The following is a 20,857-nucleotide window of genomic DNA, read 5'->3' as shown; positions in this document are numbered from 1 at the left end:
ACTCTGCCCCTCGCGCTCTGCTGGCGCCTGAGACCCAACGATAGACCGGGGCGATCGTCAAGTCATCGAAAAGCGTGCTTCTACGCCGATTTGTTCAAGCGTGCGATGTAGAACCCATCCATTCCACCAAGATCAGCCCAGTAATCGGGCCGCAGACGCAGGCCGCCTTCCTCGGAGATCCATTCGGACTCGATTCCGGCAATGTTCAAAGCCGCCCGATCCGCCGACATATCGGGGTGTTGGTCCAGCGCTTCTTCGACCTGCACCTCGCCCTCATCCGGCAGGAGAGAACAAGTGCAATAGACCAGCCGCCCGCCGGGTTTCAGCAAGCTCCAGGCGTGGGCCAGCATCCGGGCCTGCAGCTCGATCAGCTCACCGAATTCCGATCCGTCTTTGGCAAAAGGCAAGTCAGGGTGCCTGCGGATCGTGCCCGTGGCAGAACACGGCGCGTCCAAAAGGATGGCGTCATACTGGCCCTGATGTTCAAGCGCGTCGCCTGCGACGACATTGGCTTTCAGCCCGGTGCGTTTGAGGTTCTCATGCACCCGCGCCAACCGCGTTTCCGATACGTCTAGCGCCGTAACATCGGCCCCAGCCGCCGCCAGTTGCAGTGTTTTTCCACCCGGAGCGGCGCAAAGGTCGAGGATCTTTTCGCCCGGTTTCGGGGCAAGTATGCGCACTGGAATAGCGGCCGCCGCGTCCTGCACCCACCAATCACCTTTGCCATAGCCCGGAAGGGCAGTTACCTGACCGGCATCGTGCAGCCGCGTCGAACCGGTCGGCAGGACATCACCCGGTCCGCTGGCGCCCGGCTTCACAGTCAGGTCAAGCGGTGCGCCGGCAAATTGCGCCTTTTCCATTCCCGCGATTGCATCCTCACCCCAGGCCATGATCAGCGGATCACGCAGCCATTCGGGCAAACGCGGCACGCGCATTTTGGGCCATGCTTCGGGCCCTTCGGCGGCCACTTTGCGCAACACGGCATTCACCAGGCCTTTCAGCCGTCCGTGCTTGCGTGAACGCCCTACAATGTCGACCATTGAATTCACCACACCATGTGCCGCTTCACCGTGGCACAGCTCGACCGCGCCAAGGCGCAGGGCGTTATGCACAGTCAAAGCGGGGGTGCGGTTCAGGTGGTTTTCCAGCAGACGATCCGCACGCTCCAACCCGCGCAAGGTTTCTAGCGTCAGACGTTGCGCCCGCGCGCGATCTTCAGGGGCCAACCGGTCCAGCGCACCGGCGGCCAGACATTCGGACAGCAGGCGTCCTTCGCCCAAAATCTGATCCAGCATATAGATCGCGCTGCGTCGGGCCGCTGTTGCGTTGTCTGACATGGAATCGCCTTTGAATAAATCCTCGCCCGCATTGCCAATGGCGGACGCGGGCGTATATCAAGCCCATGCACGGAAAGGAACCCGAAGTCATGAGTGACGACCGCAAAGACCTGCCGCCTGCCGCCCAGCGCGCCTTGGCCGAAGCCGAAGAGCGCCGTCGCAAGGCCGAGGCCAAAGCGAAAGAGATGCCAAGGGAACTGGGCGGTCGCGACGGTCCTGACCCGGCCCGCTATGGCGATTGGGAGAAGAAAGGCATCGCGATCGATTTCTGATCGCCTATCCCCGCAGAGCTTCCAGAAAATCCGCTATCAGAGCGCGCTGCTTCTTTGATTTCGCCCGTTCTTCCGGCCATGTCAGCCAATACCCATCCTTCGTTTTCAGCTCGGGCAGGTGCAACCGGCGCAACCGTCCGTCTTGTAGATCCGCCTTGGCCAGTGGCACCGACCCCAACGCTACGCCCATGCCCTGACGTGCCGCGGACAACGCGTGTTCCATTGTATCGAAGCTAATGGTCGACGTCGTCACATCGCCCTGCTCTGCCTTTCGCGCCCAGTCTCGCCACCCCGGCCGTTCTCCGCGCAGATCAATCAAAGGCGCGCCCCATTCAACACCCGGAGCCGCCATCGGCACCAACACTTCGGCTGCGATCAATTCGGAATCCCGCCCGGGCCAGGCACCGCGACCATAGCGGATTTGCAGCCATGTTCGCTCTTCATCCAGCGACGACCGCCGCGCCACGGAATCGGTCAGGACACGCACCTTCGGCTGCACCTCCTGAAACCGGGCAAGACTTGGCACCACAAGCGCATGGATGTGCGATGACAAACCGGCCACCCGCAATTCGCGCGGGGATTTTCCAAACAGATCCTCGGTATTGCGTTCAAGCGCCTGCAAACTGTCTTGCACCAGTGGCAGATAGCTTTCCCCTTCGACAGTCAGTGACACGCCACGCGCCTCACGCACAAACAACGTGCGCCCTAGCCAGGCCTCAAGGTTACCGATGCGCTGGCTTACCGCCGCTTGTGTCAGACCAAATTCCCTCGCCGCTGCCGAAAACCCGCCCAGACGCCCCGCCGCCTCAAAAACGCGCAGCCAGTCCAAGGGCGGCAACCCGATTTTTTTCTTAGCCATAAGTTTTTCCAAGCCTCAGCAGAAAGAAGGATTAATTGTCGTAATGCCACAAGAGGCGTATCTCCTCAACCAAAGCCCGCGCTGAACAGGAGACCCCCCATGCTGCGCTCTGCCACCCATGACGCCTCGGTTGTGACCGTTGAATTCGACACCGGCACAGAGGCTCGCTTTCATGCCATCTGGCTACGCGACAACGCGCTGGACCCCGAAACGCGCGCGCCCGGCAATGGCCAACGTCTGATCACCATCGGTGATATCCCCTCAGACATTTCGGTTAGCGCCGCCGAAATCAGCAATGGTGATCTGACAGTCACCTTTCAGCCAGAAGGCAAGACCGTCACCTTTCCCGCCGACTGGCTGGCCGAGCACAGCTATGACCGCGATCAAAACCGCCCCATGGGTCGGACGGCTCCCGACATCACCACCTGGGGACGCGGCATCGACGCGCCCAGCGCTGATTGGGATGAGGTCCACGCCAATCCCCGCGCCAAACGCGGATGGCTAGCTGCGGTGGCCGAATTCGGCTTTGCCAAGCTGACCGGCGGCCCGACCGAACCGGAATCCCTGCTGAAAGTCGCCGATCTGTTCGGCTATGTGCGCGAAACCAACTATGGCCCCTATTTTGAGGTCCGAACCGAGGTGAACCCGACCAACCTCGCCTATACCGGCCTTGGTCTGCAGGCGCATACCGACAACCCCTATCGTGATCCGGTTCCGACGCTGCAAATTCTGTATTGCCTGGAAAACAGCGCCGAGGGTGGTGATTCCATCGTGGTTGACGGCTTCCGCGCTGCTGAAAAACTGCACGAACAGAACCCGGAAGGTTTTGCCTTGCTGGCAGGCTACCCCGCCCGGTTCGAATACAAGGGCTCGGACGGTATCTGCCTACGGTCACGCCGCCCGATGATTGAACTGTCACCGGATGGTGAATTGGTCAGTATCCGGTTCAACAACCGCTCATCCGCGCCGTTCGTCGACGTGCCGTTCGACCAGATGGAGGCCTATTACGCCGCCTATCGCCAATTGGGCGAGATCATCGACGACCCCGCCATGGGCGTGTCGTTCAAACTGGAACCAGGCGAGAGTTTCATCGTCGACAACACACGCGTGCTGCACGCGCGTCTGGGCTATTCCGGTGCGGGCTCTCGTTGGTTACAGGGCTGTTACGCCGACAAAGACGGGTTGCTGTCCACATTGGCCGCGATGGAGATGAGCCAACCGGAGGCCGCAGAATGAAGCCCGATTTCTCGACCCTGAGCCGGGACAATATCGTGGCCTTCATCGGCGATATCTTCGACCGCCGCGGCGGTGAGGAATATCTGGGTGAGCCCGTCACCATGGCTGAACACATGTTGCAAGGTGCCACGATCGCCGAGCAGAACGGCCAGCCCGAGGAAATCATCGTTGGCGCATTGCTGCACGATATCGGCCATTTCACCTCCGAGTTCGGCACTTATCACCCAGATGACACCGAGGACCGTCATCACGAGGATGCAGGCGCTGAGGTGCTGGAACAGTTCTTCCCCTCGGTTATCACCGATTGCTGCCGCTATCACGTGGCAGCCAAGCGGTATCTCTGCGCCACCAAACCGGAATATTTCAACCGTCTGTCTGCTGCCTCGGTCCATACACTGGAGCTGCAAGGCGGCCCGATGAGCACCGATGAGGTCACCGCGTTCGAGGCCAACCCAAACCTGAAAGAGATCATTCAGGTCCGGTATCTGGATGAGGCCGGCAAACGTGCCGATATGGACACACCCGATTTTGCACATTTCGCACCGATGGTGCAGCGCATGGTCGACAAACACTTAGGGGCCACATGAACGCACCGGAATATATCTTTGAAGCCCGTACCAAACCGTCGCGGCCCTGGCACGAGGCGTCCCTGATCCGGGCCACTGACGCATCGGTCAAGGGCTACGGCTGTCTGGTTGATGATCCCAAGGGGTTCGAGATCGAAATCGCCCGCTGGCCGCAACAGGGCTGGCGGCCTATTGACGAAGGCACCGGCGACGAAGGCGGTTGGGTCGAGGGCACCTTTCACGGAGAGTGGAAGGGCGATGTGCTTTATGGGCGCAACGAAGCGGTCGGCGGGCACTATGTTCTGGGCTGGTCAACCGACCCGCAACAGGCGCAGGCCGACCAGCAGTTCGCACCGCGTAATCAGGTGTTGCTGTGGCATATGAATTATCACCCGGACGGGGGTCAGATGTTCTGGCCGCTGGACAACAAGCCCTTCATTATCCCCGCCGCCCTGCCCGGCGACAACCTGACCCCGGATAAGGTGGTGGCGTTCTGGTGCGACGGCTCGCAGGGGCTCTACATCCATCCCGGCATCTGGCATGAGGGGATTTTTCCCGTCGAAGACGACCAGCGATTTCTGGACCGGCAGGGTGCGGTTCACGCAAGGGTCAGCGCCGATATCGGCAAGGAATTCGGCGTCTATCTGGCCTACCCCCTGAGGGCGGACAAGATCAGGGAGCTGTGACCAGCGGCCCCTGATGCCCCGACCGCCTGCGCGCGATCCAGATCTGTGCAATCAGCAGATAGGGCACAAAAAACGCGAAACTCTGAATCAGGTCGAACGGGCCCGAGAAATCGGGCCTCGACCCCAGCCCACCGGTCAGCAGATACCAGATCGTATAATGCAGACGGTAAAGCCACGATCCCAGCGCCAGCCAGAACAGCCGCAGCCCCCAGGCCCAGTGACCCGCGCGATCCCGGACCAAGGCCATCCGCGCCACCATCAGACCGGCGGTGAACAGGCAGAGCCCGTACAGAAAGAACGCCGCAGACATGAGCGGCCCGCCGATGGTTCCGCGCAACGGGATATAGGTCATCCCCGCCAGCCCGGTGATCAGCGCCAGCGCAACCAGCAGCCTGCCCAACATGCGATGGAACCGGGTAAACCGGCTGCGTAGCCCCCGCAGTAGCTGCAGCAGCACCAGCGTCACCAGCAGCATTCCGGTCAGGATATGCAGTATCATCGCCGCATTGCCGACATCCCGACGGTCAGAAAACAGATAGCTCTGCCCCGCCGCGTCCTGGGACAGGCCAATGCCGACCATACCCAGCCCGTGTGCCACAAAAGGCAGCAGCGTCAGATAGAACAGGACCAGCACCAATCCGGTCATCATGCGGGATGTCAGCTTTCGCATACGCCCGAGTTTACCGCCCTCGTGCGGCCCGTCTATGGCCTACAGCCCCAGCACATCCACCATGTCATATTGGCCGGGGGATTTGCCCTGCCCCCACAGCGCCGCTTTCAGCGCGCCACGGGCAAAGATCGCCCGGTCGGTGGCCAGATGGCGCAGCACGATGCGCTCACCGGGCGCTGCGAACAGCACGTCATGTTCGCCCACGATGTCACCACCACGAATGGCGTGGAACCCGATGTCTCCTCGCTTGCGCGCGCCGGTGATGCCATCGCGGCCCCGGTCGGCCACGTCCGCCAGATTGACGCCGCGCCCTTCGGCTGCGGCCTCACCCAGCATCAGCGCGGTGCCCGAGGGCGCGTCGACTTTGTGATGATGGTGCCCTTCGATGATCTCGATGTCGAAATCTTCATCCAGCGCTGCGGCGACCTTTTTGGTCAGTTGCACCAGCAGGTTGACGCCAAGGCTCATATTCCCTGCCCGCACGACGACCGCATGGCGAGAGGCCGGTTCCAGCGCTGCGATCTGCTCATCCGACATGCCAGTGGTACCAATCACGTGAACGCACCGTGCCTGCGCGGCCAGTGAGGCAAACTCCAGCGTCGCCTCGGGCGCAGTAAAGTCAATCACCGCCTGCGCCTGCGAAAACGCCTCTAGCGGGTCGTCTGTGACGGTGACGCCCAGCGCCTGACCGCCCATCGCCTCGCCCACATCCTGACCGATCCAGTCATGGCCCGTCCGCTCAACAACACCAACCAAACGCGCCTGATCGCTGTCAGTCACGGTTTTGATCAGCATCTGCCCCATACGGCCCGAAGCCCCTGTAATGACGATCCCCGGAATGTGGGTCATTGCGCTGGTCCTTTTGTTGAATTCGGCTCAAAGCCTCCTACCCCGTTCGCGCCCGCTTGGCAAAGCCCTGCTTTGGGCTTAGATCGGGGATATGGCAAAGAACAAATTCCACGATGGCCCCGGCCCGTCCCAACGACAGCTCCGTGTCGGCGAACTGATCCGCCGCACCCTGTCCGAGGTTCTGGCGCGCGGAGATGTCCACGACCCCGACCTGAACCGCATGTCAATCACCGTGGGTGAAGTGCGCACCTCGCCCGATCTCAAGATCGCCACCGCCTATGTGTTGCCCTTGGGCGGCAAGGGGCAGGAGGATGTGATCGCGCTGCTGGCCCGCAACAAGGGCGAATTGCGGCGGGCGGTCGGCAAGAAGGTCGGTCTGAAATTCTCACCCGATCTGCGGTTCCGGCTGGATGACACCTTTGACCGAATGGATGACACCCGCCGCATGTTCGATCAGGACGCGGTGCGCCGCGATCTGGACGAGTGATCCGCGCATTTGTCATTTTGGGCGCGGTCTTCTGGGCCGCGCAGGCGTCAGCGGTGACGTGCGAGAAGGTGACCCATGAGGACATGCGGTACTCGGTCTGCGAGGTGGATGCTGCCAACGAAGAGTTGCGCCTCTTCCTCAATGATGAAGACGGTAAGGTGCTGGGCCATTTCTCATCAGTGAACGAGACCCTGGCCCCACAGGGAAAGCGTCTGGCATTTGCGATGAACGCGGGCATGTATCATGACGACCGCTCGCCAGTCGGGCATTATGTCGAAGGCGGCCAGGAGCAGATGCGGGTGATCCCCAATGCCGGGCCGGGCAATTTCGGTTTGTTGCCGAACGGAGTGTTTTGCATCCGCGAAGGCCGCGCCGACGTGTTTGAGACATTGGATTATGTGGATCAGGCCCCGCAGTGCCGTTTCGCCACGCAATCCGGCCCGATGCTGGTCATAGACGGTGAACTGCACCCGCGCTTCCTGCCCGATTCGACCTCGCGCTATGTGCGCAACGGCGTTGGTACAAGCGCGGATGGGACACGGGCAGTATTCGCGATCTCGGATGACTATGTCACATTCCACGAATTCGGCAGCCTGTTCCGCGATTTGCTGGAAACGCCGAATGCCCTGTTCTTCGACGGCAATATCTCTCGTATGTATGAACGCGCGGGCAATCGGTCGGATGTCGGGTTTTCGCTTGGCCCTATTGTAGGTGTGGTCGAAGATACGCCCTGAAATTGACAGTGGCAGAACGATCCGTTAGGTCGCGCGCCTCGGTAAGATTCAGGGTGTAGAATGGGACGCAAACGCAAGGGTCGCGACATTTCCGGTTGGCTGGTGGTGGATAAGCCCGCGGGCATGACCTCGACCGCTGTGGTCAACAAGGTTAGGTGGGCGATGGATGCCAAGAAAGCGGGCCATGCAGGCACGCTTGACCCCGAAGCAACCGGCGTTCTGGCCGTGGCTTTGGGTGAGGCGACCAAGACCGTTACCTATATCACCGACGCACTGAAGGCCTACACCTTCACCGTCCGTTTGGGTCAGGCGACCAACACCGACGATGCCGAGGGCGAAGTGATCGCACAAAGCGACGCGCGCCCTTCGGATGACGATATCAAACAGGCGTTGACCCAGTTTCTGGGCGATATCATGCAGGTCCCGCCCAAATTCTCGGCCGTTAAGATTGACGGGCAACGGGCCTATAAATTGGCGCGAGACGGCGAAGAAGTAGAGTTATCCGCCCGCCCGCTTTGGGTAGAAGAGTTGATTCTGGTCGACCGCCCCGACGAAGACCACGTTGTGCTAGAGATGACTTGCGGCAAGGGTGGCTATGTCCGCTCGATTGCCCGCGATCTGGGCGCGGCGCTGGGATGCCACGGCCATGTCAAAGTTCTTCGCCGCGTCTGGTCCGGCCCATTCGAGGTTGACGACGGGTTGAGCATCGAACAGATCGATGAAATGGCCAAGACAACCGCACTGGACGACTACCTGCACCCGCTGGAAACCGGCCTCGCCGATCTGCCTGAATTGAAATGCACACCCGAAGGCGCAACCCGCCTGCGCAACGGCAATCCGGGCATGGTTCTGGCCTCGGACGTGGAATACGGTGATGAAGCCTGGGCTTCGCTGGACGGCAAGGCCGTGGCGGTAGGGATCTACAAATCGGGCGAATTGCACCCCAGCCGGGTGTTCGTACAAGCGGTCTAGTAGGTTGACAAGGAACTTCTTCAAACAAATCGGGCCTTGTACGACAGCGTTTGCAATCCAAGTTGCATCGGATGAAATTGGACTAAATGCCCTAAATTTGATATGATCAGTAGCATCGCTTGAACTTTTCGGAGTATGGTTATGTTGCGTTTCTCAAGTGACAAATTGTTTAGAGCTATTACTGTTTCATTTACTGCGGCTTTTTTTGCCGTCTCGACAGCACACGCGATAACGGTTCAGTACGAAATTGAAATCGACGGTACGATCGGCGCGTTTGAGGCCCCCGACACCGGCGGGCTGTTATCGAGTTTTGAGATTACCATTGATGGCGTTACCTTTGATACCCTTGGCGTCGGCAACACCGCGCCCGTCTTCGACGCGGTAGCCAATGACATTCGCGGCAATCCCGGTACGGAAGGGTTCATCTCGAATTCCATGGCAGGTGGAGGTTGTCTCGCAATGGAATGCATCCTGTCGTTGGAGGATTCTGGCAATCCGGGAGTTGAACCGCCTCTTTTTGCAATCTTCCCGCTCGTTGACGGATTTCCAGATACTGTCACTAACTCTGGCGAGTACTCAATATCGCAGGCGCCGCCAGTGAGTCCCGTTCCGCTGCCCGCACCGTTCGCTATGCTGGTTGCAGCGCTCATGCTTTTCTTTGCTCTTGGCAGGAAGGGTCGAAACACTCAGCCATGTGATTAAGCTGCTCCGATCAATGTGACAGACACATAACGCGAAATCGGCAAATTGAATTGCTCAACTTATAGCCGTTGGCCCTGCTTGTTTTAGCGTGATAGGCCAGCGGAATGATTACCCGTTCCCACACCAAGGGCGACGCGCCCTCGACCGCCATCTATTCCGACTGCGAGAAATATCGCTATAGCCTGACCCGCATCTGGGATCCGGCGGGGCGCAAGGCGCTGTTCGTGATGCTGAACCCGTCAACCGCGACCGAGGCAGTAAACGATCCGACGGTGGAACGCTGCGAACGCCGCGCGCGGGCGCTGGGGTTCGGAGCGTTTCAGGTAACCAACATCTTTGCCTGGCGCGACACCGACCCACGCAAGATGCGCGCTGCTGCCGATCCGGTGGGGCCCGAGAATAACGCGGCCATTCTGGACGGCGTGCAATGGGCCGATCAGGTCATCGCCGCCTGGGGCACCCATGGCGCGTATCTGGACCGTGGCCCGGCGGTTGAAACCCTTTTGCGCGACACCAAGCAGCCGCTGTTTCATCTGGGGCTGACCAAGGGCGGGCACCCCAAACACCCGCTTTACATCGCCTATACCCAACAGCCCGAACCTTGGTGACCAACGGTTAACCACAAGTTCAGCTTGGTTTTGACCAACTGGCTGATCACATGGGATATTTCATCCTCGGAGCAATGCGTTGTCGGAGGGTTGCCATGTTTCTGTTCGGATTGCTGAGCTTGGCCGCAATGGGCGGAGCAGCCTATGCGATGGGTGGTATTATTGAGGCTGACGACGGCACCGAAGAAAACGAGATCATCGAAGATGAACCGCAAGGGGTTTCTGACGGCAGTTATCTTGAGATTGGTGAAAACATCGACGAAGTCGAAGAGCCCTCGACCGGGACCATAGTCTCAGAATTCGAAGGCGATCTGGTTGTGGCCGGGGACGACGACACAAACATTCTGACCGGGCAGGATGGCGGCGACCAGATCAACGGCTACGGTAGCGACGACACTGTGCTGGGGGGCATGGGCGATGACACCCTGCAGGGCGGCGATGGCGTTGATACAATCCAGGGCGGCGAAGGCGATGATGTTTTGCATGGCGAAGGTAACGATGACGTCCTGTCCGGTGATGATGGCGACGACAAGCTTTTTGGTCATTTCGGCGACGACAGGCTGAACGGCGGCGATGGGGATGACGATTTGTACGGCGGTCAGGACAACGACATGCTGACCGGAGGCGCGGGCGAGGATGCGCTGCATGGGGGCTATGGCGACGATGAGCTTGCTGGTGGCGCAGGTGAAGACGTCTTGTTTGGCGGCGACGGTGACGACGTGCTGACGGGTGAGGATGGCGAAAACGAAGACTCCGTGGATTTTCTGAACGGCGGTGCCGGCGACGACATTATTGCTGCCTATAGCGGTGATATCGTGACCGGAGGCGAAGGCGCTGACAGCATCCACCTGAACCCCGAGGATGACGACGATGCCGTCAAGGTCATGGATTTTGAACCCGGGCAGGACAAGCTGTTGATCTCGTGGGAAGGCGACGAATATCCGGAGATCAACATTGAAACAGACACTGAAAACGAAAACCTGACCCGTATCATGGTCGACGGACAAGACGTCGCCCAACTGCTGGGTGCCAAAGGGTTGACCCTGGACGATATCCAATTGATCAACGGTCAGGAACTGTCGCAGCTCAATGCGCTGAGTTGAAGCAATAGAATCTCTTTGCCATTTGCCTGAAATCCGCTTATACGCGCCCATCCGCATCGGAATCGGTGCGGTTTTCTCCATGGGCCTGTGCTGGACGACATCCCGGCCTGCGCCATCAACTCTAACCTTTTAAAGGAGACCCCGATGTCGATTACTGCCGCTGAAAAAGCACGCGTCATGAAAGAATTCGGCACCAAGGACGGCGACACCGGTTCGCCAGAAGTCCAGGTTGCCATCCTGACCTCGCGCATAACCACCCTGACCGAGCACTTCAAGACCCACAAAAAAGACAACCACGGTCGTCGCGGTCTGCTGAAAATGGTCGCACAGCGCCGTAAGCTGCTGGACTACCTGAAGGGCAAAGAAGAAGCGCGCTATCAGGACCTGATCAAAAAGCTGGGCATCCGCCGCTAATACCGGTTTCTGCCACTTTTGGATTTTAGACGCCCGCCCTTTTGGCGGGCGTTTTTTGTTGGGTCTGGGAACGCGCGCTCGGAGTAGCGGTTTGGTGGGACTCAATCCGGCTTGCAGTTCACTAACTCTGTCGGCACTATCCCGGGACCTGATCAATCGCTGCTCAATACCTCAGTCCCCCAAGCACACATCCAGTGTGTGACGACAAGTAAAATGGAACCAAATGAAGCTGGAATTTCATCATATTAACCTGGTGGCAGACGACGTTGACCGCCTACACGACTTTTATACAAACGTCTTGGGTTTGGGAGATATTCCGCAGCAGAATTTCCCGCGCTCTGAAGCAACCGAAGACGCCGGTTATGACGGCCAGATCCGCTTTGCAACGGACGGCAGCATGCAGATGCACCTTGCGGAACGGGACTTTGACGTCGCTTTCAAAAATGATCAGGTCATCAATCCGGTGAGCCGCGGACACATTGCGTTCCGAACGGATGATCTTGCCGCGGTCCTGAGGATACTTGATGAAAACGCGGTTCCTTATTCGGACTATGGCACAGCCTTTTCGAAAGAGTGGCACCAAGTGTTCTTTCGCGACCCCGAAGGCAATGTTGTCGAAGTTCACCAACAGGTAGCGACTTCAGGCTGAACCTGAGCCCGAAGCTCCCCGCACTGTTCAGCTTGTGACGGTGCGCTAGACCAAATCGTACTTTACGCTTTTTGCTCCGATGTCGCCCATGTGGCCGGTGATGCGCTGCACCAATTTCTGCCTGGACATGTCTGCAAGCGCCTTTGGAAAACTTTGCAGCTCTTCCTTTCTGGCGACAACCGTCAAAGTGCGCGAAAGGCCCGAGACCGGAAGATCTTTCAACTGCAGGCTCATGTTCTCGACCAATCCATCGATCAGCAATGTCGGCGTCAAAAGGCTGAACCCCTGTCCTGCGGAAACACAGGACGTAACCATGCTGGACCGGTCCGCCTGGATGACTTTGTCGGGCTCGAAACGCAACCGGCGCAGATGCTGCGCTATCTGGCGGCCCGCGTTGGTTGTATCCCCGAAACGCACCAGCGGAAGCCGCGTTTGGATCGCCTCCAGGCTGTCCGTCGGGCCGTCATATGTTTCTGGCAGGACCAGAAGGTATCGTTCGGTCAGAACGTGGTGACGCTCTAACCCATCCATATCCAGAAACGGATTGGATGTGATCGCGAGGTCCGCTTGTTTCGTCCGCAGCAGGTGTTCATGGTTACCGCTTTGACCGGCGTGCAAGGTGATATCTTCGACGTTGAACTCGCGCTGCGCAAAATCGACCAAAGAGGGCGTCAGCGTTGTGGCGATTGAGGCTTGAATGCCGACCCGAAGCAGCGTCAGGGATTTCTGGCCAACATGGCGCAATTCCGTTTCCATGTCCGAAAGCGCATCCAGAATCTTCTGCGCTTTTCCATGCAAACGCGCACCCGCATAGGTCAGCCGTGCCGGTCGCGTACTGCGATCCAAAAGCACAGTGCCGAATGCCTTTTCCAACGCCGTGACGTGCTGGGAAGCCGCCGGCTGCGACAAATTCAGAAGTTTTGCGCCCGCCCGCATTTGACCCGTTTCCGCAACGGCGACGAAAACCTCAAGTGAACGCATCAGACTTGGTGAGAGTTTACGATGATCCAGCATTGCTCATCCTTAGTATAAATAACCTTTATACTGTTGGAATTTTCTTGGTTTACGTCAAGCACTCGGTCAACGCTTTGACCATGGTACGTTCGCGCTCATCTCGACGCCGCAGGGCCGCTGGACCTCGCACTCTTCCCGAGGCGCGCGCGCCGTTTATTCTGCGCAAGCTTTCGACCTTCAATGTCCTCAGCGAGGCAGGGTTGGAACAGATCGAGGCCAATGCGGATACCATCCTTGCAGAAACCGGGATGGAGTTTCAGGACGACCCAGAGATTCTAGGCATTTTTGCCGAAGCAGGCTGTGACGTAGATGGCTCGCGTGTTCGGTTCGCGCCGGGGTTCTGCCGCAAAACGATCATGGCAACAGCGCCGGCTCAGTTCGTTCAACATGCCCGAAACCCGGCCAACAACGTTCAGCTGGGCGGCGACGCCAGCGTGCTATGCCCGGCCTGGGGTCCACCCTTTGTGCACGATCTGGACCGGGGGCATCGCTATGCCTCGCATCAGGATTTCGTTGATCTGGTCAAGCTGCATCACAGCCTGCCCTGGTTGCATCATTCGGGCGGCGTGGTTTGCGAGCCGGTGGATTTACCAGCCAACAAACGCCATCTCGACATGCTCTATGGCCATATACGCCATTCTGACCGCGCCTTTATGGGGGCCTTTATCGGGGCCGAGCGTGCGGGCCACGCGATCGACATGGCACGAATTGTGTTCGGCGAAGACTTTGTGGCGGAAAACGCCGTGCTGTATTGTGTCTCGAATACAAACGCGCCGCTGGTGATGGACAGTCACATGTCGGGCGCATTGAAAACCTATGCGCGGGCCGGGCAACCGGTCGCTTGCACCCCTTGGGTTCTGACCGGGGCTATGTCGCCGTCCACCGTTGCCGGGACGCTGGCTCAGGTGCTGGCTGAAACCATGGCAGCGATGACGCTGACCCAGCTGATAAACCCCGAGGCGCCCTGCATGATGGGCAGTTTTGCCTCGACCATGTCGATGAAGTCCGGCGCACCTACCTTTGGCACACCCGAGGCCGGGTTGATGGTATTGGCGGCCGGACAGCTTGCCCGCAGGCTGGGGGTGCCGCTGCACACGGTTGGCACGCTCAGCGCCTCAAAAGTTCCGGACGCTCAGAGCCAGCAAGAGGCCACATGGGGCCTGATGATGTCGATGTTCGCGGGTGCCAATCTGATCAACCATGCAACTGGATGGCTCGAAGGTGGTTTGGTGACCTCGTTCGAAAAAACGATCTTGGATCATGATCTGTGCGGCAAAGTCGGACGGTTCTTCGAAGGAATCGACATGAGCGAGAACGCTCAGGCGATGGAGGCAATTGCCGCGACCGGCCCGGGGCGGCACTTTCTGGGCTCTGAGCATACGCAGGCCAATTTCATGTCCGCATTGTTCCGGCCCTGGACTCCGGATGACAACTCTTTCGAGCAATGGCACGCGGCCGGAGAGTTGGATGCCGCAGCCCGCGCCAATGCAATCTGGAAAGAGCGGCTTGACGCATATCAAGACCCCGGTCTCGACCCCGAAATCGATGCCGCGCTGCAGGACTATATCGCGCAGCGTAAGGCCGAGAAGCCAGATCAGGATTACTTCTGATGAGCCGAATCTTGATCATCGGTGGTGGCGCCATTGGCGTCAGCCTCGCCTACCATCTGGCCAAACGCGGTTCGAATGACGTCACTGTTCTGGAGCGAAATCAGCTGACCTCGGGCACATCCTGGCATGCGGCGGGGATTGTCGGCCCGCTTCGAGCAACGCCAAACATGACCCGATTGGCAATGGCCGCACTTGAAGTTTTTCCGACCCTTGAGGCCGAGACTGGCATGTCCACTGGATATCGCCAAACAGCTGGCTATTGGCTGGCCCGCGACCCCGCCCGCCTAGACGAGCTGCGCCGGATTACGGATCTGGGTCGGGTGCTGGGACTGACCCCGCGCATGATCGAGGCCTCGGACGTGCCCCTGTCGCACCTTGATCTGAGAAACCATGTCGGTGCGCTTTATGTACCGGAAGATGCCAATGTGAATCCGGTCGATTTGTGCATGGCATACGCCAAAGGTGCACGGGATCGTGGCGTTTCAATCCGCGAATTTACCGGAGTTCAATCTCTGCGGCAAAAGGGCCAGCGGATCACGGGTTTAACCCTGACCGACGGCACGGAACTGGACGCCGATCAGGTCGTCATTGCCACTGGTGCTTGGTCACGCGAGCTGGCCGCCGATGTTGGCGTCGCGCTGCCTTTGCAGGCGGTCGAGCACATGTATGTTGTCACCGAACCCATGCCCGACCTGCCCAACCCGTTCCCGGTGATCAGGGATCTGGACCGGGGCATTTACATCAAGGGCGACGCGGGCAAACTGGTGATTGGCGGCTTTGAACCCAACGCCAAATGCTGGGACGCTTACGGCCCCGAAGGCGACCGGCCCTTTCTTGAACTGGCTGAGGATTGGGATCAATTTGCCCCCTTCATGGAGGCCGCATTAGTGCTCTGCCCCAGCCTTGAAACCGTCGGTATCCAGCATTTCATGAATGGCCCGGAAAGCTTTACCGCAGACACTCGGCCGCTTGTGGGTGAAACCTCGGTCGATGGTTTGTTTGTGGCTGCGGGTATGAACTCGGTCGGGGTAATGTCTTCGGCGGGGATTGGGCGGGCGCTGGCGGATTGGATGGTCGAGGGCCACCCCCCGATGGACATGTGGGAGGTCGATGTCGCCCGGGTCGATCCGAACACAGCCACCGCCGATCACACGTCTGACCGAATGGAAGAGGCCGTCGCCGATCTCTTTGCCCTTCATTGGCCATATATGCAGCCCAACGCCGGCCGAGGTCTGCGCACCACAGCACTGCACGATTTTTGGGCTGAGGCTGGGGCGCATTTTGGCCTGACGGCCGGTTGGGAACGCGGGCTGTATTACGGACCGGCACAGCCCTATTCGACAACAGATCAGGGGTGGTGGCCGCTGGTTGAGGCCGAAGCGGCGGTCATGGATCAGGGCACTGCGCTGATTGACCTAAGCCCGTTTACCAAACTGGACATCACCGGGCCGGATGCTCTGAAGGCATTGAACCACCTGACGACCGCGCAGATGGACGTGCCCATTGGTCGGGCTGTCTATACGCAGATACTCAACGCGCGCGGTGGGATCGAAATGGATGTGACCATCACGCGGCTGGCTCGGGATGCGTTTCATCTAACCTCGGGCGCCGCCACGCGGATGCGCGATCGGTTGTTCCTGCGCAGGCATTTGAAGGGCGATGTGTCTGTAAAGGATTTGACCGAAGCATTCTGCACAATCGGTGTAATGGGAGGTGGCAGCCGGACGCTGCTACAGGGTCTTGGCAGCCTTCCAGAAATGGCATTTGGCCATGCCGCCACCGCCAAAATGGCAGGCATTACTTGCCGCGCCACGCGCGTTAGTTTCGTCGGAGAGTTGGGCTGGGAATTGACCGTGCTCAACGCTCAGGCCCCTCAACTGTTCGCTGCACTGCACGGGGCAGGCGCGCGCCCGTTGGGCCACTATGCAGTGGATGCTTGCCGGTTGGAGAAGGGCTTCAAACACTGGGGGCATGAATTTGGCCCCAAGATCACTCCGCTGGAAGCCGGTCTGGGGTTCACCATCGACTGGGCCAAGGAGTTTCAGGGCAAAGCGGCGCTGGAACAGCAAAAGTCCAACGGCTTGCAACAGCGCCTAATCTTTCTGCAGGTTCACGGCAATGCCCTGATGTTGCATGACGAACCGGTGTTCGTGGACGGCATCCATGTCGGGCTGACAACCTCGGGCGGGCGCGGGCCGCGTACGGGGCTGAACATGTGTTTCGCCATGGTCGCGGTCCAACCGGGCGAGACGTTGACCCAGACATGCGATCGAGAATTCACGGTTCGGGTCGCCGGGCAGGACTATCGCGCGCAGCCCTTGAGACGTCCGCCCTTTGATCCCTCAGGCGAAAGGATGCGCGTATGATCAAGGCGCAGGTTGTCATCATCGGTGGCGGCGCGATGGGTGTGTCGCTGATGTATCATCTGATCAAGGCGGGCTGGTCCGATGTTCTGCTGGTCGAGAAATACGACCTGACCCATGGTTCGACATGGCACGCGGCGGGGCTGTGCACCCATTTCGCGCATAATCCCACCATTCAGGAATTGCGCGCCACCTCTGTTCGGCTTTACCGCGATATACTTCCGCGGGAAACCGGACGCGATTGCGGCTTTCACCGCTCTGGCGCGATGCGGATTACCCGCAACCCCGACCGAATGGATGAGTTCCGCCATGTGGCCGGTCTGTCCGAATTCACCGGCTACCCGCTGGAGGTCCTGACGCCCGATCGGATCGCCGAGCTCTTCCCTCTGGCCAAACTGGATGGACTGATCGGCGGGATTTATGAACCTGATGACGGCCATGTAGACCCTACGCTGGCGACCCACGCAATGGCTGAGGTTGCCCGGCGTGGCGGGGCTCGGATCATACGCAATTGCGCAGTCACCGCGATTGAGCGTCAGCAGGATCATTGGCGGATCGAGACTGCGAAAGAGATCGTAGAAACCACCCACGTGGTCAACGCCGCAGGCACCTGGGGCTGGGAAATCGGGCATATGATGGGACTCAATATCCCGTCTGTTCCGGTGCTGCACCAATACCTGGTGACGGACACGGTGGCGGCCGTATCGTCCCGGATCAAAGAGGGTCTGCCCGAACTGCCGATCATTCGCGACCCTGAAGAAAGCTGGTATGTGCGGCAGGAACGCGATGGGCTGATCCTGGGGCCTTATGAAAAGGACGCCAAGGTCTGGTCCGTTGATGGTGTGCCACCCGAGTTTGGCGCGGACCTGATGCCGCCGGATCTGGACAGTGTGGAACACATCATCATGGCCGCAATGGAACGAATACCGGCGCTGGAAACCGGTGGTGTAAAATCGGTGATCAACGGGCCGATTACCTTCACCCCGGATGCAAATCCATTGATCGGACCTGCACACGGGCTGGAAAACGCCTGGATTTTGACCGGCTCGTCTATGGGGGTGATGGAAGGTGGTGGCGCAGGTTGGTTCCTGGCCCATTGGATGACCCACGGCGCGCCGCCGATGGATGCGCTGGCGGTGGACTCGCGCCGCTTTGGGTCCTGGGCAGATCGCGATTACCGCGTGGCTAAGGCCGTCGAGTGTTTCGGCCTGCAATTTGGCGTGCACTATCCTTACGAAGAACGGCCCGCAGGGCGCGGATTGCGCCTGTCTCCACTGCATGACCAGATGGTCGAACGTGGCGCGGTGATGGGCGCGGCTTATGGGTGGGAGCGTCCAAATTGGTTCTCAAACACGCCCGGAGCAATCGCCGATGAAACCTTCCGCCGCGCCAATTGGTTCGAACCCGTGGCGCGAGAGGTCGAGGCCGCGCACAATCGCGTCGCCATGGCCGACTTGTCGGTGTTTTCGAAATTCGACGTCACCGGCCCCGATGTCGCGGCCTTCCTACAAGCATTGGGCGCGAACCGCGCGATCCCGCCGGGCCGCATCGGCCTGACCCATGCGCTGACCCCGGCAGGTGGTGTTCTGTCAGAATTCACCGTCGCCCGCCTGACTGAAGATCATGCTTATCTGACCAGCGCCGCCGCGGCCGAGCAGATCGACCATGATCTTCTGACACAGGTTGCCAAAGGCTTTGACGTCACCGTTCGAAAAGTCTCTGAGGATCTGGCAGTTATCGGCGTCATGGGGCCCAACTCCGCCGATGTGTTGCCCGAGTTGAACCATATGCCCTGGCTCACCGCGCAAGAGATCCATATTGCCGGGTTTCCTCTGCGTGCCCTGCGGGTGTCTTATCTGGGCGAATATGGCTGGGAATTGCATGTAGCCAAAGAACATGCCGTGCAACTTTTCATGACGCTTGAAGAGATCGCCAAACCTCATGGTCTGGGATTCTACGGGGCCTATGCTGCAAACTCCATGCGCCTTGAAAAAGGCTATCGCGGTTGGGGCAGTGATCTGACGACCGAACGCAGCCCATTTGAGGCAGGTCTGACCCCGTTTGTCCGCAAGGACCTACGCGACGAACTAGCAAGGGACAACGCATGGGAAATGGTGCTGCTTGAGGTCGACGCCGGTGAGATAGATCCGTTCTACGCGCACACGGTCTGGAAAGACGGTCTGCCGGTCGGCATCGCCACCTCGGGTGCTTATGGCCACCGGACCGGTAAGGTTCTGGCTTTGGCCTATCTGCGCGACCCGACTGCGCGAGACGGGCTGACCATCTCAATACTGGGCCAGCATCGTGCGGCAACGATCCTGCCTGAGGCCCCCTTTGACCCCGAAAACTCACGCCTGAAAACCGGAGGTTCCAAATGACCGACCACCCCCTTCACACCGACTGGGACTTCTCGAACACAGCCGCGCGACGGGACCAGTATTATGCCGCCTCGCTGACGCGGTTCACGCCTTTTCGCGAACCGATCGTTTTCAAGAAAGGTCAGGGCCAATACCTTTGGGATACGGAGGGGCGGAAATACACTGATCTGTTGGGCATGAATGTCTGTATCTCGGTCGGACATTCGCATCCGCGCGTGGTGGCAGCGGCGACCGCGCAAGCGCAAGAGCTGACCCATTGCACGACAATGTTCTATCACCCGACACCTGCGCATTTGGCCGAAGAATTGGCCGCGACGATGCCCAAAGGACATGACTGGGTGGTACATTTGACCAACTCAGGGTCCGAGGCGGTTGATCTGGCGATGACCATGGCGCGCACTTATACCGGCAATCTGGATTTGCTTGCCTTGCGCACCGCTTATCACGGGCCAACGGCTGCAGCGCAGTCGATCACCGGTATCTCGGGCTGGCGCCACCCGGGCATGCCCGGCAACGTGGCCTTCGTGCCGGAACCCAATCAATTCCGCGGCATCTTTGGGCCGGGCACGCAGCCCTATCTGGATGAGATCGATCGCACCATCGCCACAGCCACATCCGGCAATGTGGCGGGCATCTTTGTCGAAAGCGTGCAGGGCTATGGCGGCATCATTGAAATGCCCCCCGGCTATATGTCCGGTGCAGCCGAGCGCGTGCGCGCGGCAGGAGGTCTCTATATCGCGGACGAGGTGCAGTCGGGCTTTGGCCGCACTGGCGAAAACTTCTGGGGGTTCGAAGCGGACGGCGTCGTGCCCGACATCGTCGTCATGGCAAAAGGTCTTGGAAATGGCTTCCCGATCGGGGCGGTTGTGGCCAAGAAACATATCGCCGAACCCATGGCAGAGAGGTTTATGTTCCACACCTATGGTGCCAACCCGACCTCGGCTGCGGCAGCCCGTGCGGTTCTTGCGGTCATGCGGGACGAAGGGTTGCAGGAAAACGCCCGTGTTGTGGGGGCCGCCTTGCTGGAAAGGCTGCATGGCTTGAAAGACAAGTATCAGGTCATCGGCGATGTTCGCGGGAAGGGCCTTATGCTTGCGCTGGAATTCGTGAAAGACCGGGATAGCAAAACGCCGGACAAGGACATGACCACAGAGGTTTTCGAAGCCTGCCGCGCACAAGGAATTATCCTGTCAAAGTCCGGTCCGTTTCAACAATGCCTGCGGATGGTGCCACCGCTGTGTTTGTCGTTAGACGACGTGGATCAGGTGGCGAACAGTCTTGATCAAGCGCTCGAAACTGCAGTGAGTGTCGCCAAAGCATAAGTAGCGGGGCCATCGGCCCATGCTAT

The 20,857-nt window shown here is 59.4% G+C and carries 21 protein-coding genes; 16 read left to right on the top strand and 5 right to left on the bottom strand.

Annotation, left to right across the window (positions count from 1 at the left end; translation table 11 throughout):
- Positions 1–80: 80 nt before the first annotated feature.
- Positions 81–1,337 (bottom strand): RsmB/NOP family class I SAM-dependent RNA methyltransferase, encoded by a 1,257-nt coding sequence (locus DHN12_RS10160; RefSeq protein WP_108860093.1) that lies wholly within the window; start codon positions 1,335–1,337, stop codon positions 81–83.
- Between the two features lie 89 nt (positions 1,338–1,426).
- Between DHN12_RS10160 and DHN12_RS10155 the strand changes: the two genes are divergently transcribed.
- Complete coding sequence (locus DHN12_RS10155) at positions 1,427–1,609, top strand: DUF1674 domain-containing protein (protein WP_058275228.1); 183 nt, start codon at positions 1,427–1,429, stop codon at positions 1,607–1,609.
- A 4-nt stretch (positions 1,610–1,613) separates the two neighbouring features.
- Here DHN12_RS10155 and DHN12_RS10150 read toward each other — a convergent pair whose 3' ends face one another.
- The gene (locus DHN12_RS10150) at positions 1,614–2,468 is read right to left on the bottom strand and encodes a LysR family transcriptional regulator (RefSeq protein WP_108860092.1); all 855 of its coding nucleotides are present in this window, start codon (positions 2,466–2,468) and stop codon (positions 1,614–1,616) included.
- Between the two features lie 99 nt (positions 2,469–2,567).
- On the opposite strand from DHN12_RS10150, the gene DHN12_RS10145 reads away from it, so the two are divergent.
- Genes DHN12_RS10145 through DHN12_RS10135 form a run of 3 tightly spaced genes read left to right on the top strand, consistent with a single transcriptional unit; the run spans position 2,568 to position 4,956 of the window.
- Complete coding sequence (locus DHN12_RS10145) at positions 2,568–3,704, top strand: gamma-butyrobetaine dioxygenase (protein ID WP_108860091.1); 1,137 nt, start codon at positions 2,568–2,570, stop codon at positions 3,702–3,704.
- Entirely contained in the window at positions 3,701–4,291 is a 591-nt protein-coding gene (locus DHN12_RS10140; protein WP_108860090.1) for an HD domain-containing protein, read from the top strand. The genes DHN12_RS10145 and DHN12_RS10140 overlap by 4 nt, the downstream gene beginning before the upstream one ends.
- Positions 4,288–4,956, top strand: coding sequence for an ureidoglycolate lyase (locus DHN12_RS10135; protein WP_108860089.1), 669 nt, complete (start codon positions 4,288–4,290; stop codon positions 4,954–4,956). Before DHN12_RS10140 ends, DHN12_RS10135 begins: the two co-directional genes overlap by 4 nt.
- On the opposite strand, the gene DHN12_RS10130 is transcribed toward DHN12_RS10135, so the two are convergent.
- Together DHN12_RS10130 and dapB are read right to left on the bottom strand one after the other, a co-directional pair.
- Positions 4,943–5,626 carry a DUF2306 domain-containing protein gene (locus tag DHN12_RS10130; RefSeq protein WP_108860088.1) on the bottom strand — a complete coding sequence of 228 codons (684 nt, stop codon included), beginning with the start codon at positions 5,624–5,626 and terminating at the stop codon, positions 4,943–4,945. The two genes, DHN12_RS10135 and DHN12_RS10130, sit on opposite strands and share 14 nt — an antisense overlap.
- A 39-nt stretch (positions 5,627–5,665) precedes the next feature.
- Positions 5,666–6,475: a 4-hydroxy-tetrahydrodipicolinate reductase gene (dapB, locus tag DHN12_RS10125; RefSeq protein WP_108860087.1), complete on the bottom strand. Its 810-nt coding sequence runs from the start codon at positions 6,473–6,475 to the stop codon at positions 5,666–5,668.
- Between the two features lie 91 nt (positions 6,476–6,566).
- Between dapB and rbfA the strand changes: the two genes are divergently transcribed.
- The 8 genes from rbfA (at position 6,567) to DHN12_RS10085 (ending at position 12,144) form a co-directional block, all read left to right on the top strand.
- On the top strand, positions 6,567–6,962 hold the full coding sequence (gene rbfA, locus DHN12_RS10120) for a 30S ribosome-binding factor RbfA (RefSeq protein WP_058274960.1): 396 nt from the start codon (positions 6,567–6,569) through the stop codon (positions 6,960–6,962).
- A complete protein-coding gene (locus tag DHN12_RS10115; protein WP_108860086.1) occupies positions 6,959–7,696 on the top strand; it encodes a phosphodiester glycosidase family protein in 738 nt (245 codons plus the stop codon). Before rbfA ends, DHN12_RS10115 begins: the two co-directional genes overlap by 4 nt.
- A 60-nt stretch (positions 7,697–7,756) precedes the next feature.
- Entirely contained in the window at positions 7,757–8,668 is a 912-nt protein-coding gene (gene truB, locus DHN12_RS10110) for a tRNA pseudouridine(55) synthase TruB (protein ID WP_108860085.1), read from the top strand.
- A 141-nt stretch (positions 8,669–8,809) separates the two neighbouring features.
- Entirely contained in the window at positions 8,810–9,370 is a 561-nt protein-coding gene (locus DHN12_RS10105) for a hypothetical protein (protein WP_159090010.1), read from the top strand.
- A gap of 104 nt (positions 9,371–9,474) precedes the next feature.
- Positions 9,475–9,978: a DUF1643 domain-containing protein gene (locus DHN12_RS10100; protein ID WP_108860083.1), complete on the top strand. Its 504-nt coding sequence runs from the start codon at positions 9,475–9,477 to the stop codon at positions 9,976–9,978.
- Between the two features lie 95 nt (positions 9,979–10,073).
- A complete protein-coding gene (locus tag DHN12_RS10095; RefSeq protein WP_108860082.1) occupies positions 10,074–11,081 on the top strand; it encodes a calcium-binding protein in 1,008 nt (335 codons plus the stop codon).
- A gap of 144 nt (positions 11,082–11,225) precedes the next feature.
- Positions 11,226–11,495, top strand: coding sequence for a 30S ribosomal protein S15 (rpsO, locus tag DHN12_RS10090; protein ID WP_039543122.1), 270 nt, complete (start codon positions 11,226–11,228; stop codon positions 11,493–11,495).
- Between the two features lie 223 nt (positions 11,496–11,718).
- Positions 11,719–12,144 carry a VOC family protein gene (locus tag DHN12_RS10085; RefSeq protein WP_108860081.1) on the top strand — a complete coding sequence of 142 codons (426 nt, stop codon included), beginning with the start codon at positions 11,719–11,721 and terminating at the stop codon, positions 12,142–12,144.
- Between the two features lie 45 nt (positions 12,145–12,189).
- Here DHN12_RS10085 and DHN12_RS10080 read toward each other — a convergent pair whose 3' ends face one another.
- Positions 12,190–13,158, bottom strand: a complete 969-nt coding sequence (locus tag DHN12_RS10080; protein ID WP_234416613.1) for a LysR family transcriptional regulator — start codon at positions 13,156–13,158, stop codon at positions 12,190–12,192.
- Between the two features lie 44 nt (positions 13,159–13,202).
- Here DHN12_RS10080 and DHN12_RS10075 point away from each other — a divergent pair, with 44 nt between their 5' ends.
- Genes DHN12_RS10075 through DHN12_RS10060 form a run of 4 tightly spaced genes read left to right on the top strand, consistent with a single transcriptional unit; the run spans position 13,203 to position 20,831 of the window.
- Positions 13,203–14,768 carry a trimethylamine methyltransferase family protein gene (locus DHN12_RS10075; protein ID WP_234416612.1) on the top strand — a complete coding sequence of 522 codons (1,566 nt, stop codon included), beginning with the start codon at positions 13,203–13,205 and terminating at the stop codon, positions 14,766–14,768.
- The gene (locus DHN12_RS10070; protein WP_108860078.1) at positions 14,768–17,134 is read left to right on the top strand and encodes an FAD-dependent oxidoreductase; all 2,367 of its coding nucleotides are present in this window, start codon (positions 14,768–14,770) and stop codon (positions 17,132–17,134) included. Before DHN12_RS10075 ends, DHN12_RS10070 begins: the two co-directional genes overlap by 1 nt.
- Entirely contained in the window at positions 17,131–19,509 is a 2,379-nt protein-coding gene (locus DHN12_RS10065; RefSeq protein WP_108860077.1) for an FAD-dependent oxidoreductase, read from the top strand. Before DHN12_RS10070 ends, DHN12_RS10065 begins: the two co-directional genes overlap by 4 nt.
- Positions 19,506–20,831 (top strand): aspartate aminotransferase family protein, encoded by a 1,326-nt coding sequence (locus tag DHN12_RS10060; protein ID WP_108860076.1) that lies wholly within the window; start codon positions 19,506–19,508, stop codon positions 20,829–20,831. The genes DHN12_RS10065 and DHN12_RS10060 overlap by 4 nt, the downstream gene beginning before the upstream one ends.
- The last annotated feature ends 26 nt before the right edge of the window (positions 20,832–20,857 follow it).

The sequence above is a fragment of the Ruegeria sp. Alg231-54 genome, assembly GCF_900143525.1.
Taxonomy (GTDB): domain Bacteria; phylum Pseudomonadota; class Alphaproteobacteria; order Rhodobacterales; family Rhodobacteraceae; genus Ruegeria.
Note: the sequence above shows the minus strand (reverse complement) of the source record. Positions and strands in the feature narration are given on the sequence as shown.